Raw genomic sequence first — 14,859 nt, 5'->3', positions numbered from 1 at the left:
TAAACAAAAAGCCCGCTATGTGCGGGCTTTTTTGTGGGTGTATATTCAAATTATTGCTCAAAAATTCCATGTTGCAAGAAGTGTGCTATCTGTTGTTGTACTTTTCTATTGTTCATAATGAAGGTGTGACCGTGATCGACGGTTATGAAATCTTTCATTTCTGGCAGTCGTGCGCTTTCAACGGAGACTTTGCCGTCATTAGGTCCGGCAAAAGCATGATTGAACCATGGGTCGGAGGATTTGGTACCTATCATTATTCCAACATCTGCTGAAACTGGCTTTAGCTGCTCGAACAGTGGGTTGTTGTTGATATACAGTTGCTGGCCGGGTTTACCGGTGGCTAATTTGTACCACAGCTTGTCTTTGTAGAGTTCAGCCACTTCGCTGCCCTGATTGGGCGGAGCGATCATGACGATACGACCAAGTTTATTTATTGAGTGGTGGCTCAGGTAGTAGCGGAGCATAATCCCGCCCAGTGAGTGAGTAACAAAGTGGATGGCTTCGTATTCGTCACTATCAATAGAGCTCAGTAACTGACCGATATGCTCAACAGCAATAGTTTCTATCTTCTTGCTTCGTGAGTCGTAAGACTCATTGATTACCTGGTAACCCTCATCTTTAAAGTACTTTTCCAATGAACGCATGGAGAATCGGGTACGACCCATGCCATGAATTAGGATGACTAACTGCTTCATTATTATCGATTTTATGGATTTATGTCTGTCAGTGTAGCGGGTTTCTTGTCAGACCAGAAGTTTTGAACTGAAGATTATTCATATTGGCTATGGTTACGCTTAAGTAAATCTAATTAAATAAAATAAAAACCGTCTATTTATTATTAGTATTCGTTATTTCTGCTAGTATGCTGAATATCATTCAGAAAGGGGTGCTTATAATGGTAGCATATTCACCAGAAATTGAATTGGATTCTGTGGATCAAAAGATCTTGCAGATACTACAAAACGACGGTCGTTTGACCAATGCCGAGCTTGCCAAGCAGGTCCATCTGTCTCCTCCTGCGGTACATGCCCGTGTGAAGCGATTGGAACAGAAGGGTGTTATTGCTCGCTACGTTGCTTTGGTCGATAGGCAGAAAGTGGGTTACGACAACTTATGTTTTGTGGAGTTTAGCCTGCAGCTTCATCGTTATGAGCAGATCCAGAATATTTTAGATAAGGTGACGTCCTGGCCAGAGGTCTTAGAGTGCCATAATGTGACCGGTGAATATGATTATGTGCTTAAGGTTGCGGTTAAAAATACCCAGTCCCTTGAGCACTTTATTTCAAAGAAGATGATTCCACTGGAAGGAGTCGCCAAAGTTCATACCACTCTGGTATTGAAGGAGGTGAAAGCCACGATGGCTATCAATATTCTTGACGATTAATGATTGATTAAGTTAAGAGCGAGAGTCGTATGAGTTCAGGTAAGTTTTCCAATATTGAAACTAAAGCAATCCATTCTGGCCGAATTGGTGATCCCAGTTTTGGATCTTTAGCCACTCCTATCCACCAAACTTCTACTTTTGTCTTCGACAATGTAGAGCAGGGTGCAAATCGCTTTGCTGGTGAAGAACAGGGGTATATCTATAGTCGCTTAGGTAATCCAACGGTGCGCGAACTTGAACAGAAAATGGCGGCTTTGGAAAACACTGAAGACGCAGCCGCTTTTGGTTCTGGTATGGGTGCTGTTTCGGCTACTCTACTGGCGAATTTAAAAGCAGGTGATCATCTGGTTGCTTCTGCAGCTTTGTACGGATGCACATTTGCTTTAATCAATCACAAGTTAAAAGATTTGGGTATTGAAGCAACTTTTGTGGATATTACAAAACCAATTGAAGTTGAAGCAGCAATAAAAGAAAACACCAAACTTATCTATTTTGAAACACCCATCAACCCGAACCTGGTTTGTGCAGATATGCAGGCGATTTCTGATATCGCCAAAAGACATAACTTGCTGACTATTCTTGATAATACCTTTATGTCACCAGTGTTACAGCAACCTAGCGATTACGGTATGGACTTGATTATCCATAGCGCCACCAAATATTTGAATGGTCATGGTGATGTTGTTGCCGGTATTACTTGTGGCAGCGCTGAACAGATTGAAAATATTAAAATGACGACGCTTAAAGATATGGGCGCGGTCATGAGTCCTAACGACGCCTGGTTAATTCTACGTGGCTTAAAAACACTTTCTGTTCGTGTTGAACGCCATTGTGATAATGCAGAAAAGGTTGCTGAATTTTTGGAGGCCAACGATCAGATCGAGCAGGTTTATTATCCAGGTCTTAAAAGCCATCCAGCTCATCACCTGATTGGCAAGCAAATGAAAAGAGCGGGCGGGGTTATTGCCTTTGAAGTGAAAGGTGGTTTTGATGATGCCGTGCGTTTTATGAATAGCCTAAAAATGTGTCGAATTGCAGTAAGCCTTGGTGATGCAGAAACCTTGATTCAACACCCAGCATCAATGACCCATTCTCCTTATACCCCAGAGGAGCGAGCTGCTGCCGGTATCAGCGAAACGCTCATTCGTATTTCTGTGGGGCTTGAGCATGTTGATGATATTATTGGCGACCTTGAACAGGCATTGAAAGCTAAGCAAATCAAAGCGGCTTAGTTTGTTTTTGATTCATATAAAAAGGGCGACTGTTTTGTCGCCCTTTTTTATTTCTTATTTCTTCAACTTCTTAACACCAATCATATCCATAATGAATTTTTCCCAGAACGGCTCTGACGTTCCGCGTCTAACTTTGTGCAAGAAATATTTCTCAAACAACACTTTGGCGTAATGAACCCATTTGCCACTACCGGACCAGTTCAAATTGCGTGGTGGTATTTGTGGCTTGGCAATAAAGGCTACGCCACCATCACCAAAATCTGCAAGGCATAGTGCATTCAAACTAGGCTTTGTGTCAGGTTCTTTGTCTTCTATCAATGCCTTAATATTATGTACGGTAGCCGTAACCATGGATTCAATCATGTAGCCAGTTTTTGGAACACCAACGGGAACAGGTGTCTTGCCGATTGGCGGAATGGCCACACAAACACCTACTGCAAATACGTTTTTGAAGGTTGGGTTTCTTTGATACTCATCGGTCAGAATGAACCCTTTGGGATTAGTTAATCCTTCAATTCCAAATACAGCATCAATGCCACGGAATGATGGAAGTAACATTGAATGCTTGAACTTTAGTGGATCATGCTTAATAGTCTGTCCGTCGCGGAAGTGTTCGGTTACATGAATTTCATCAGCTGTGATTTCATCAACTGTGGCGTTAGTTATCCAATTTATATTGGCATCGCGAAGTTTTGACTCCAGAAGACTTTTGGTATCACCAACTCCGTCCAGTCCCAAGTGACCAATATAAGGTTCTGAGGTGACAAAAGTAATTGGTACCTGGTCGCGAATTTTTCGTTTACGAAGATCAGTGTCGAGGATTAGCGCATATTCGTAAGCAGGACCAAAACAAGAAGCGCCTTGCACTGCACCCACCACAATAGGACCAGGGTTCTCGACAAACTTTTCCCAATGTACGCGTGTGCTGTCTGCGTGATCTGTTTTACAGATGGAGTGCGTGAAGTGTTCCGGACCTAAACCTTTAACATCATCGAAAGCAAGTGCAGGCCCTGTGGCAATGACCAAATAGTCATATTCGAGAGTTTCACCATTATCCAGTTCAACCTGGTTACTTTCGGGCTTAACTTTTTTTGCCGCAGAATGAACAAAATTAATTTTTCGCTTAGCGAAGACCTCGGCAAGCTCCACGCGGATTTGTTCTTTTTTTCGCCAGTTAACAGCGACCCACGGGTTGGATGGAGTGAATTCAAAATAGGGCAGGTCGCTAACAACGGTAATCTCAGCTTGTTCTTTGAGCTCGTCCCTCAGCTCATAAGCCATTGGGATACCACCAATACCTGCGCCTAGTACTATAATTTTCTTCATACGCTACTCCTTTTGGCAGCCTGATTCATGATTACGAATCAAGATTTCATTTATATTAGAGTAACCTTATTTAATGAGCAGGCTCATGACATAGATCAATTTTTGAACACTAAATATGCAGGGGAATATGTCTCAGACACAAAAAAGCCCGGCTGAACCGGGCTTGATTGAATCTAATAATAATTAGATTATTTTGCTTTGAAGCTGGTCTCTGAAACGACACCTTCGTCAGTAATATCAAGTGTTCCTTTGATAGTACCGTCAACTTCTTTAAGCTTTTCAAACATGGCTTTCTGGTCTTCAGCCATTTGAGAATCAGTTTCCATGTCATTCATCACTGAAGTGATAAGCTCCATGTATTTACCAAAATTCATGCTCATGCTGAATAGACCATTGCTTGAGATATCTTTGTTTGACTTGATGCTTGGTAATTGTGATAGAGCATCGGTACCAACCAACATCACCAAATCATGACCACGTAGCGCAATGCTTGCTGGCATGCCCATTTGGTCTTGCAATGATACAGCGTCGCCACCGTCTTTAATGTCCATTTGTGCAAACTGAGGAGCAAATGAACTTAAAGTCATTAGCAGGTCCTTAGGTTTTTGTGCACTAACAGTCACAATCATTTGCATGCTATCTGCAACTGCCATTGGGTTAGAAGAAGCTTGCTCAAGGCCAGCCATATCCATCTCAACAACACCGAAGCCAATACCTTTGATGCCAGCAACCATACCGGTCATCATACCAAGCATCATTGGGTTTTGTTGCTTAAGACCAGCTTGCATTTCAGCCAAAGGAGGGCACTCATAAGGAGTTTCCGTCAAACGCTGCCATACATCAGTGATAACTGGAACCATCTGGTCCATGTCGAAACCTAGACCAAAGCTCATTACATAATCATCATTGTTCAAGTTTTCTGACAAGTGACCACGTAAACCTTGTAGGCTCTTCAATAAGTCAGCGTTAGCGCCTTCAAGCATAAACTTGAAGTTAGCTTCGTTAGCACTGAACTCAGTGTAACCGCCAGACATAGTAGGCCAGTTGGCTGTCAATGCTGTGAACTCTGAAGCACATGCAGGAGTTTGCATATCAGCTAAAGCGCCTTGAGCACCATTAGCAATTAGCAACTCGTCTAACATTACACCAAAGCTGTTAGCTTGTGGGTTTGTAACACCTTTCATGATGGCAAGGTTATCAATGAAGAACAAAGAGTGTCCCATGTAACCATGCTCAGACATCATAGTAGTCAAACGACCAGTATCAGCGATGCTTTCAGCTGGCTTGTTTAATGCAACTTTGATGTCTTTGTCGTCAGCTAGAGGTGTGTTCACAGTAACAACAGCTTGGTTGTCGTGAGAACTGATTACTAGAGAATATGGTACAGAAGTGTCTTTAGAGAACGCGTATTCGCGAAACTCAACGCCATCCATATTTTTAACATCGGCTTTTACGTTTTGCTCAGTTTCGATTTGTTCGATTAGCTTAGCAAAAGTATCTGTGCCATCTAGCTCTAAACGCATTACAGGTAAAGCGCCAACCATGTAGAAAGCTGCATTAGGTGCTTCTGTAATACCAAGAGTTTTAACGGTAGTCTTATCAGCAAAAGACTGCATGTATTTTGCATATAGACCAAGTCCTATGCGTGCTGCATCAGGAGAGTCTGGACCTAGTTCGAAAGCGTCATCTTGCATATCAACAAAAGTTGATGGATCAAGACCAAGTTTGTGGCTCATAGCCATAGCTTCTTCGAAGCTGATAGGTGTAACACTACCTGTGAACAAAACGGTGTCGGCTGGAACGTAGGCAAGAACAGAATTATCCTTGGCCGCTACAGTAGCGCTGCCCCCTTTGTAGAAGTAGATTCCCGCTGCAACTGCAAGTGCAATTACGATAACAATTAATAATTTTTTCATGTGTATCCTTCTCTTTGTTGTAGTACCGTGGCAGATTATAAGGGATGCAACTATCAAGACCAACGGATTTTGTGTATCTTTGACTTACAATCAGTAAAAGAATGTTTCAAAAGGAGCGATTATGCCTGATTCCAACCAAAACCAGAGCGATATCCTCATATTGGCCGAAAAGCTAATTCAGGCTCTGGATACCGATAGTCAGTTGTCTGATAAAGAAGAGGCTGCGTTGACCCGATTAGAGTTTGTGATTGAATCCAAGCTATTTTTGCAGGATAGCCGCGAATCACCAGATGAGTTTCTACTCGAGCGCTTCCAGGACCGCTTGGTTGAGTTTGAGCAGGAGCATCCTTCTTTGGCCGGTTTAGTGCGCCGTATTTCAAACAGTTTAAGCAATATGGGCGTCTAACCCTTCAAAACGCTCTCTGATAAGGCTATACCTTAGCCTTATCAGCTCTTCCTTTGTTTTCTTCTAAATCAAACTTAAGTCCCTGACAGTTTTCAAATCATTTCTATAAGCCCTTATTGCAATACTTTGTTACGCAATGTGCAGGTTCTAAACAAACAAAGACTAAACCTTTTGCCAGATAAGGCGCATCTTAAATGTGTAGTCAGAAATAATGGCTATTAATAAACGGAGGAAATTCTATGAACTATAAAATAAAAACGTTAGCCATTGCTGTTTTAATGGCGACAGGTGCGGGTGTAGCAAATGCAAACAGCCAGACATGTGATGTGGACATGGCTTATGACGTTAACTTGAATGGTAACGAGATTGTTTTTACTAAGAACAATCAAGAATCTGTAGTTATTAAAGACAGCAATTCATTGTCATTGGATGGCAAAGCTCAGAGATTAACGGCAAAGCAGGTTCAGCTGTTGCATGAGTATGCTGAGCAAGTTCGTGAACTACTGCCCGCCGCCAGTGAAATTGCGGAAGACGCTTCATTATTAGCGTTGGATGCAGTTCGTGATGTGACCAGTGTTTTATTGGAGCATAATCCAGCAAAAGCGGAAGAAATTATTGCTCGAGTCGACACGATCGCCGCTGAATTGAAAAAGCACATTAGTGACTCACATCTACGCCCGGAAGCCATTGGTGATTATCTAGCCGGTGCTGAGTTTGAAAAGGAGTTTGAAGCGTTGATGGAGGAAAGTGTCACTGAGTTCGTACAGGTAAACATTCCAACCATGGTCGCGGCGGCGATGAGCGGCAATGAAGAAAAGGTTAAGGCTTTTGAAGAGCGAATGGAAAAGTTTGGTCAGGAAATGGAATCAAAATATGAAGCCAAGGCTAAAATCATTGAGCAAAAGGCTGATGCCTTGTGTGATTTGGTTAAACAAATTGAGGCCAAAGAAGACTCATTTGTGAATGCCTTTGCTGATTACGAGAAGTATCAGCTGATTCAGTAAGAGTTCGACTCTCCCCAGTCCCAGGTTGACAGTATGTGGCTTGGGACTTTTTTATGCACAACTTTTTACATTTTCTTATGAGCTCCTTGTAGACACCGTATCGGGGCGCCTATAAGCTCTTATGACACAATAAATCCAATGGGGACTTTCATGAGTAGCAAAACGATTTTTAAAGTAGCGGCAGTAACATTGCTGGTCAGCCAACTTTTAGCCTGTGATGAGCAAAAGAACGAACAAACCTCAGAGCAGGTCGCTCAGGTAAGCCAGACAGATAATTCATCAAACAACACTTCACAGAATACTCAACAAGACGCTGTCACTCAGTTCACTAAGTACAATATCTACAATAAAGAAGATCAGGCCGGCTCGTTGTCAGTTGAGCAGTCTGGCAATGTCTACAGTAGCGATATGGAGCTTGGCTGGAATAACCGTGTCGTGAAAATGCAGGAAGTGATTACTGTTGATGAACAGGGTTACATTACCAGTCAAACAGTCAAAGGGGTTTCTGCGTTCGGCGCGCCCATTGATGAGTCTTTTAATCAAAAAGGCAGTATCGCCCAATGGCAAAGCACCAATGAACAGGGCGAAGAAAAAGTCGAAGGCAAAAAGTTTTATGTCGCGATGGATGGCACAGGGGTTGCTAACAGTGCTTTATTAAAAGCAATAAGTAACTCAGAAACAGGCAAAGTTGATTTATTGCCAAGTGGTCAGGCGGGCATGATCAAGCTTGATTCTGTGACACTGGATAATGGCACGGAAAAGAAAACGGTTCATCTTATCGGTATTACTGGCTTTGGCTTCTCGCCAGATTTCGCCTGGTATGACGATGATTACAATTTCTTCGCCACTGATGGCGGCGGTTGGTTTGGTGTTATTCCCGAAGGGTGGGGCCGTGAACACCTGGAGCAACTTCAGGAAATCCAGAAGAAAGCTGATAACCAATACCTCAAAGATTTAGCGGACAAACTGATTCATACTTCTGAAAAACCAATTCTTGTTACTAACGCCAATTATGTGGATGTCATTACTGGCAAGCTTGTCGAAGGCCAGTCGATTTTAGTCGAAGATGGTCGTATCTCAAAAATTGCTTCTGACATCCCCGCGGGCGACTACACAGAAGTGGATGCAAACGGTAAAACATTAATTCCTGGCTTGTGGGACATGCATGGTCACCTGAGCAAAAGTGACGGTCTATTGAATATGCCTGCTGGCGTGACCAACGTTCGCGATATGGGTAACACTCACGACAATATCGTCGATATTGAGCGCATGAGTGAAAACAATGAAATCATGGGCAGTGATGTGTATCGTTCAGGCTTTATGGATCGTGAAAGCCCTTACGCCATGAAAATGGGTAAGACTGTAGATTCATTAGAAAGCGCTAAGGCTGCTGTGGATTGGTACGCTGAAAACGGTTACCCACAAATTAAAACCTACAGCTCAATGGAGCCAGAGTGGATTAAGCCACTTGCTGAACATATTCACAGTAAAGGCTTAAAATTGAGTGGTCATATTCCAGCCTTCATGACTGCCGAAGAAGCCATCAATGCGGGCTTCGATGAAATCCAGCATATCAATATGATCTTCCTGAATTTCCTGGGTAAGAACATTGATACTCGTCAGCGTCTACGATTCACTATCCCTGGTGAAAAAGCGCATGAGCTTGATTTGAACAGCAAAGAAGTTAACGACTTCATGGCGCTACTCAAAGAAAAGGGCACTGTAATTGATCCAACGGTATCTGTATTTAGAAGTTTGTTATTAGCTGAAGCGGGCAAGGTAGACCCGGAAAATGCAGCAATTTATGAGCATCTACCGGTAACCGTTGCCAGGAACTTCAAAAAAGCCTGGATGGACATCAAACCTGAAGAACGTGATGCCTATAATAAATCAGCTGATGCCATGGTCGCCATGGTCAAAAAGCTGCATGATTCAGGTGTAACAGTTGTTCCAGGAACTGACAGCATTGCAGGGTTTACATTGCACCGTGAATTGATTTTATACTCGCAGGGTGGCATCTCCAATGCCGACGTACTGAAGCTAGCGACTATCACCTCCGCTGAAGTAGTTGGCAATGAGGAAAATGTTGGCTCCATCGAAGAAGGAAAACAAGCAGACTTGGTTTTTATTGACGGTAATCCATTGGAAGATATGAATGATATTCGTCAGGTAGCCTTGGTTATCAAAGGCCAAAACCTTTATAAGCCAGATGAAATTTACGAGGAAATTGGCGTTAAGCCATTTACCAAATCAGTGGATTTTGAGCTATAAGATGAGTTGTTAGTACGTATAAAAAAGCCCTCAATCGAGGGCTTTTTTTTATCTTTGCAAATGCTCCAGTTTATTCGGCTTACCATCCCATTCTTCGGCATCAGGAAGAGGATCTTTCTTTTCGGTGATGTTTGGCCATTCTTCTGAAAGCTCTGCATTTAATTCGATGAAGTGTTCCATGCCGGCTGGAATATCGTCTTCTTCGAAGATTGCTTCGGCAGGACACTCAGGTTCGCACAAAGCACAATCAATGCATTCGTCTGGATTAATGACCAGGAAGTTTGGTCCTTCGTAGAAACAGTCTACCGGGCAGACTTCTACGCAGTCAGTATATTTACATTGAATACAGTTATCAGTTACGACGAATGCCATTAAAGTCTCCTAGCTATTTTTCACGGCAAGCTAACTGCCCGTTATTGTAGCGATTCTTTCAGCTTATACAATAGTTCAAGCGCCTCGCGTGGCGTCATCTCATCAAGGTTAGCCGATTTCACTAATTCCGCCATCGCTTCAAGCTCTGGATTTGATTGTGCTGACTCGATAAGTTCCAGATCAATATGAGGCAACTCGGTTTCATGAGTCCCATGCTGTTCAAAATGTTGTAACAGAAGGCGTGCCTGTTGGATAACGGTTTTGGGTAAACCTGCGAGTTGCGCCACTTGAATACCATAACTTTGATTAGCTGGGCCTGCCTGAATCTGGTGTGAGAATATCAGTTTTTCCTGCCCGCCATCTTTATGTTCGGTTGCTGAGAAATGAAGATTAACCATGGCATCCCATTGTTCTGCCTGCTGTGTAAGCTCAAAGTAATGGGTGGCGAAGAGGGTGTAGGACTGTAACTTCTCATGGATATACTGAATGGTAGCCGATGCCAATGCCAAACCATCAAAAGTGCTGGTTCCGCGACCAATTTCGTCGAGCAGGATTAAACTGTTGCTGGTGGCATTATTGAGAATATTAGCCGTTTCGGACATTTCCACCATAAAGGTTGAGCGACCACTGGCCAGATCATCGGAAGCACCAATACGGGTAAATATGCGATCGATTGGGCCAATTTCCGCAGTATCAGCTGGAACATAAGAACCCACATAAGCGAGCAATGTGATGAGTGCCGTTTGTCGCATATAGGTCGATTTACCGCCCATGTTCGGGCCGGTAATAATCAGTGAGCGTTCCTGATTATTGATGCTTAAATCATTCGGAATAAATGGTTCTTTGCTGTGGAATTCAACCACAGGATGGCGGCCTTGTTTAATGTTCAGTCCATCATTATTGCTTAGAGTCGGACGGTTAAAGCCAAGGTTGGTGGCTCGCTCGGCAAAGCAGGCCAGCACATCGATTTCAGCAATCGCACTGGCGGTGGATTGAATTTCTGCTACGTGCTTTTGCAGTTCCTGAATTAACTCATCATACAGTCGTTTTTCGAGCGCTAATGCGCGAGTCTTGCTGGTTAAAACCTTTTCTTCGTACTCTTTAAGTTCAGGTGTGATAAATCGCTCGGCATTCTTTAATGTCTGGCGACGAATATAATGTGCTGGTGTCTGGTGACTCTGCGCACGCGAGATTTCGATATAGAAGCCATGCACCTTGTTATAGCCGACCTTTAGAGTATTGATGCCTGACTCTTCTTTCTCACGTTGCTCTAGGGACAGCATAAACTCGTTGGCATCATCGGCCAGCGAACGTAACTCATCCAGTTCAGTATCATAACCTTCAGCAATGACGCCGCCATCGCGGATGACCATTGGAGGCTGCTCAACCAGGGCGCGCTCCAGAAGTTGCTGAATATTGGGTAGTGGTTCGATGTACTGTGCCTGATCCAATGAGATATTGAGCTGATTCAGTTCCTCAAGCAATAAAGAGGACTGAGTCAATCCCTGTTGCAAACGTTTCAAGTCACGCGGGTTGGCGCTGGCTAAAGCGATACGGGTGACAATGCGTTCAATATCGGCAACTTCGGCCAGAATCGGCTGGATGGATAGGAAGGCATGGTCATGAATCAGGTTTTCGACACTATCCAGACGCTTTTGCACATTGGCATGGTTGCGAAGTGGTGTGTGCAGCCAGCGTTTCAACAAGCGCGCACCCATAACCGTTTGCGTCGAATTCATAACCTCAAACAGCGTATTGCTTTGGCCGCTCTGAATGTTCTCAGTCAGTTCGAGATTTCGGCGAGTAGCAGGATCCAGCACCAGTTGGTCGCTGTGTTCTAATTTCTGTAGTAAACGAATATGCGGCAGGTTGTTTAGCTGTGTTGTTTTAGCGTAATCAAGCACGGCTCCAGCTGCGCAAATCGCCAGTTCATAATCATCACAACCAAAAGAAGCCAGGCTTTGCACGGCAAAATGATTTAACAGCTTGTCTCTGTTCTGTTCAAAGTCAAAAGCCCAGTCTGGTTGCCATTTTACTGCGGTACTCAAGCCTTGGGTCAGCTCCTGCTGGTTGTCAGCCAATATTAATTCAGCAGGTTTGATGCGAAATAATTCCGCCTGAAAAGCATTTTTGTTATCAAACTCAGATAACCAGAAACGGCCACTGGCCATATCAAGACAGGCTAACCCATAGTGATCACGTTTCTTATAAGCTGCTGCAAGCAGTTTATCGGACAGAGCATCCAGCAGGTTTTCGTCATACAGCGTACCGGGCGTGACAATGCGGACGACTTTGCGCTCAACGGGCCCTTTGCTCGTCGCAGGGTCGCCAATCTGTTCGCAAATTGCCACTGACTCGCCAAGCTTTACGATGCGCGCTAAATAAGAGTCAACAGCATGAAAGGGCACACCAGCCATTGGTATCGGTTCGCCGGCTGAGCTGCCTCGTTTGGTCAGTGTGATATCAAGAAGTTCTGCTGCCCGTTTGGCATCGTCGTAAAACAGCTCATAAAAATCACCCATGCGGTAAAACAGCAGGTAATCCATATGATTCTGTTTGAGTTGCCAGTATTGGCGCATCATGGGCGTGTGTTGGTCGAGTGCTTGTGGGGTAATTTCTTGTTCTGTCATGCCCATAAAATATGTCTATTGTTATTTAAAACTTGTAGGATATAAACTTTCGCATAGCTTAACGGATCTGAGGATAAAGAGGTAGGCCAAGCTTGCCCCAAAACGATAAAAAGCCTATGACAGAGCATTCAAGTGATTTAGTAAAAACTGTAGCTAACTTACTGATAGATAAAAACCTTCTATTAGTTACAGCAGAGTCATGTACAGGTGGCTTAATTGCAGCGACTTGCACCGAACTTCCGGGAAGCTCTCAATGGTTTGATCGCGGTTTTGTCACTTACTCCAATCAGGCCAAGCAGGATATGCTCGGTGTTCCCGCTCATATTATTGATAAATATGGTGCCGTCTCGCAGCAGGTTGTCGAAGCTATGGCGCGTGGTGCTTATATTGCATCCGGGGGAGAAAACCGTATTTCAGTTTCCGTAAGTGGTATTGCTGGGCCTGATGGTGGTACACCGGATAAGCCGGTGGGCACGGTCTGGATTGGCTTGTTTGATGGCAATGCCATCTACTCTCGATTGCTGCAGTTATCAGGTTCTCGTTCAGAAATTCGTACTGCGACATTAAATGACGTGTTAGGCAGTATGCTTGTAAGCTGGTTAAGTAGGAAATAGCTCCAGTAGGCAAAAGCTGATTTCTCTATGAGTTGTCAGTGATCACAGGTTACTTTTCGAGTGTGATTGTGGAATAATCGGGGCTTTATTTTCGAAGCGAATTTTAACTTTTAAAACGATTAGGTAGGTATCCGTAGATGGATGACAACAAAAAGAAAGCCCTTGGTGCGGCTTTAACACAGATTGAACGCCAATTCGGTAAAGGCTCAATTATGCGCTTGGGTGATGGCAGCGCTGCTAAAGGTATTGAAACGATTTCAACGGGTTCTTTAGGACTCGATATCGCATTGGGTATCGGTGGTTTACCAAAAGGTCGTATCGTTGAGATTTATGGCCCAGAGTCTTCAGGTAAAACAACCTTGGCACTACAGGCCATTGCTAACTGTCAGAAAAATGGCGGTACTGCAGCTTTCGTTGATGCCGAGCACGCGTTAGACCCTATCTATGCCGAGAAATTGGGCGTTAATCTTGACGAGTTGATCGTCTCTCAGCCGGATACTGGTGAACAGGCATTGGAAATTACTGACATGCTGGTTCGTTCGGGTGCCGTTGATATCGTGGTTGTTGACTCGGTAGCTGCCTTGACGCCAAAAGCTGAAATTGAAGGCGAGATGGGTGATTCACACATGGGCTTGCAAGCTCGTTTGATGTCACAGGCATTACGTAAATTAACCGCTAACATTAAACGCTCGAATACACTTTGTGTGTTTATTAACCAAATCCGTATGAAGATTGGTGTGATGTTCGGTTCGCCTGAAACTACTACCGGTGGTAACGCTTTGAAGTTCTACGCATCGGTTCGTTTAGATATCCGTCGTATCGGCCAAATCAAGCAAGGCGACGAAATCGTGGGTAACGAAACTCGCGTCAAAGTTGTTAAGAACAAAGTTGCACCCCCATTCAAACAGGCTGAGTTCCAGATTCTTTATGGCGAAGGCTCTTCGCTTGAAGGTGAAATCCTGGATTGGGGTGTTAAGTATGACCTGGTCGAAAAAGCTGGCGCCTGGTATTCGTACAATGGTGACAAGATCGGTCAGGGTAAACAGAACGTCATTCAGTTCCTGAAAGACAACCCTCAGATAAAAGAAGAGATTGAAGGCAAGCTTCGTAGCGAGTTGTTGGTAACAGCTTCAAGCGCTTCTGATGAAGATGAGCAGGAAGTTGAAGCTTAATAAGACTAATCTTGCTTAATGAAGAAAGAAAAGCCTAAACGCGATTACAAGATTATCGCGATGGACTTACTAGCACGCCGGGAACATTCCCGGCGTGAGCTTTTGGATAAGCTGAAAGTTCGTGGCTTTGAAGGCGAGGAGGTCGAGGCTTACCTTGATCGACTGGCTGAGCGCAATCTGCAAAGCGATGAACGTTTTGCGCAAAGTTTTCTCCGGGTTCGTTCTGAGTCCGGCTATGGCCCTATGCGAATTCAACAGGAACTCAAGCAAAAAGGCATTGATGAGCATCGGATAAGCTTGTTATTCGAAGAAATGGACATAGATTGGTATAAAACCGCTTTATCAATCTGGCAAAAGAAATATAATCAACTGCCCGGTAATGACTTGAAACTTAGGGCCAAGCAGGCGCGTTTCATGCAGTACCGCGGTTTTGATTTTGATACAATCAACCGAATTTTATCTCGCACCTCAATCGAGGATGATGAATAGCTTAACTTTCAAATAGTTAAGAAAATAAATTAAAGTATTAAAT

At 43.8% G+C, this 14,859-nt stretch carries 13 protein-coding genes; 8 read left to right on the top strand and 5 right to left on the bottom strand.

The annotated features are described in order from the left end of the window. Positions 1-50 precede the first annotated feature (50 nt). The gene (locus CW740_RS06780; RefSeq protein WP_106646810.1) at positions 51-695 is read right to left on the bottom strand and encodes an alpha/beta hydrolase; all 645 of its coding nucleotides are present in this window, start codon (positions 693-695) and stop codon (positions 51-53) included. A 200-nt stretch (positions 696-895) separates the two neighbouring features. Between CW740_RS06780 and CW740_RS06775 the strand changes: the two genes are divergently transcribed. Together CW740_RS06775 and megL are read left to right on the top strand one after the other, a co-directional pair. Next, a complete protein-coding gene (locus CW740_RS06775; RefSeq protein WP_188459688.1) occupies positions 896-1,384 on the top strand; it encodes an Lrp/AsnC family transcriptional regulator in 489 nt (162 codons plus the stop codon). Between the two features lie 29 nt (positions 1,385-1,413). Next, a complete protein-coding gene (gene megL / locus CW740_RS06770; protein WP_106646808.1) occupies positions 1,414-2,616 on the top strand; it encodes a methionine gamma-lyase in 1,203 nt (400 codons plus the stop codon). Positions 2,617-2,670: 54 nt separating this feature from the next. Here the strand turns inward: megL and CW740_RS06765 are convergent, their stop codons facing one another. Both CW740_RS06765 and CW740_RS06760 read right to left on the bottom strand, forming a co-directional pair. Beyond that, positions 2,671-3,942, bottom strand: coding sequence for an NAD(P)/FAD-dependent oxidoreductase (locus CW740_RS06765; protein ID WP_106646807.1), 1,272 nt, complete (start codon positions 3,940-3,942; stop codon positions 2,671-2,673). 188 nt (positions 3,943-4,130) lie between these two features. Beyond that, positions 4,131-5,858: a hypothetical protein gene (locus CW740_RS06760; protein ID WP_106646806.1), complete on the bottom strand. Its 1,728-nt coding sequence runs from the start codon at positions 5,856-5,858 to the stop codon at positions 4,131-4,133. A gap of 121 nt (positions 5,859-5,979) precedes the next feature. On the opposite strand from CW740_RS06760, the gene CW740_RS06755 reads away from it, so the two are divergent. The 3 genes from CW740_RS06755 to CW740_RS06745 all read left to right on the top strand — a co-directional run bounded on the left by CW740_RS06755 (position 5,980) and on the right by CW740_RS06745 (position 9,539). Beyond that, positions 5,980-6,264, top strand: coding sequence for a DUF4404 family protein (locus CW740_RS06755; RefSeq protein WP_106646805.1), 285 nt, complete (start codon positions 5,980-5,982; stop codon positions 6,262-6,264). A 239-nt stretch (positions 6,265-6,503) separates the two neighbouring features. Continuing rightward, the gene (locus tag CW740_RS06750) at positions 6,504-7,268 is read left to right on the top strand and encodes a DUF2884 family protein (RefSeq protein WP_106646804.1); all 765 of its coding nucleotides are present in this window, start codon (positions 6,504-6,506) and stop codon (positions 7,266-7,268) included. Positions 7,269-7,418: 150 nt separating this feature from the next. Further along, positions 7,419-9,539 (top strand): amidohydrolase family protein, encoded by a 2,121-nt coding sequence (locus tag CW740_RS06745; protein WP_106646803.1) that lies wholly within the window; start codon positions 7,419-7,421, stop codon positions 9,537-9,539. A 48-nt stretch (positions 9,540-9,587) separates the two neighbouring features. On the opposite strand, the gene fdxA is transcribed toward CW740_RS06745, so the two are convergent. After that, positions 9,588-9,911, bottom strand: a complete 324-nt coding sequence (fdxA, locus tag CW740_RS06740) for a ferredoxin FdxA (RefSeq protein ID WP_106646802.1) — start codon at positions 9,909-9,911, stop codon at positions 9,588-9,590. A gap of 41 nt (positions 9,912-9,952) precedes the next feature. Beyond that, positions 9,953-12,547, bottom strand: a complete 2,595-nt coding sequence (gene mutS, locus CW740_RS06735) for a DNA mismatch repair protein MutS (protein ID WP_106646801.1) — start codon at positions 12,545-12,547, stop codon at positions 9,953-9,955. A 110-nt stretch (positions 12,548-12,657) separates the two neighbouring features. Between mutS and CW740_RS06730 the strand changes: the two genes are divergently transcribed. The 3 genes from CW740_RS06730 (at position 12,658) to recX (ending at position 14,816) form a co-directional block, all read left to right on the top strand. Then, positions 12,658-13,155, top strand: a complete 498-nt coding sequence (locus CW740_RS06730) for a CinA family protein (protein ID WP_106646800.1) — start codon at positions 12,658-12,660, stop codon at positions 13,153-13,155. 137 nt (positions 13,156-13,292) lie between these two features. Further along, positions 13,293-14,327: a recombinase RecA gene (gene recA / locus CW740_RS06725; RefSeq protein WP_106646799.1), complete on the top strand. Its 1,035-nt coding sequence runs from the start codon at positions 13,293-13,295 to the stop codon at positions 14,325-14,327. Between the two features lie 18 nt (positions 14,328-14,345). Then, a complete protein-coding gene (recX, locus tag CW740_RS06720; protein WP_106646798.1) occupies positions 14,346-14,816 on the top strand; it encodes a recombination regulator RecX in 471 nt (156 codons plus the stop codon). Positions 14,817-14,859: the final 43 nt, after the last annotated feature.

The organism is Kangiella profundi, from assembly GCF_002838765.1.
Lineage (GTDB): Bacteria > Pseudomonadota > Gammaproteobacteria > Enterobacterales > Kangiellaceae > Kangiella > Kangiella profundi.
This window is presented reverse-complemented; position numbering and strand designations above follow the sequence as displayed.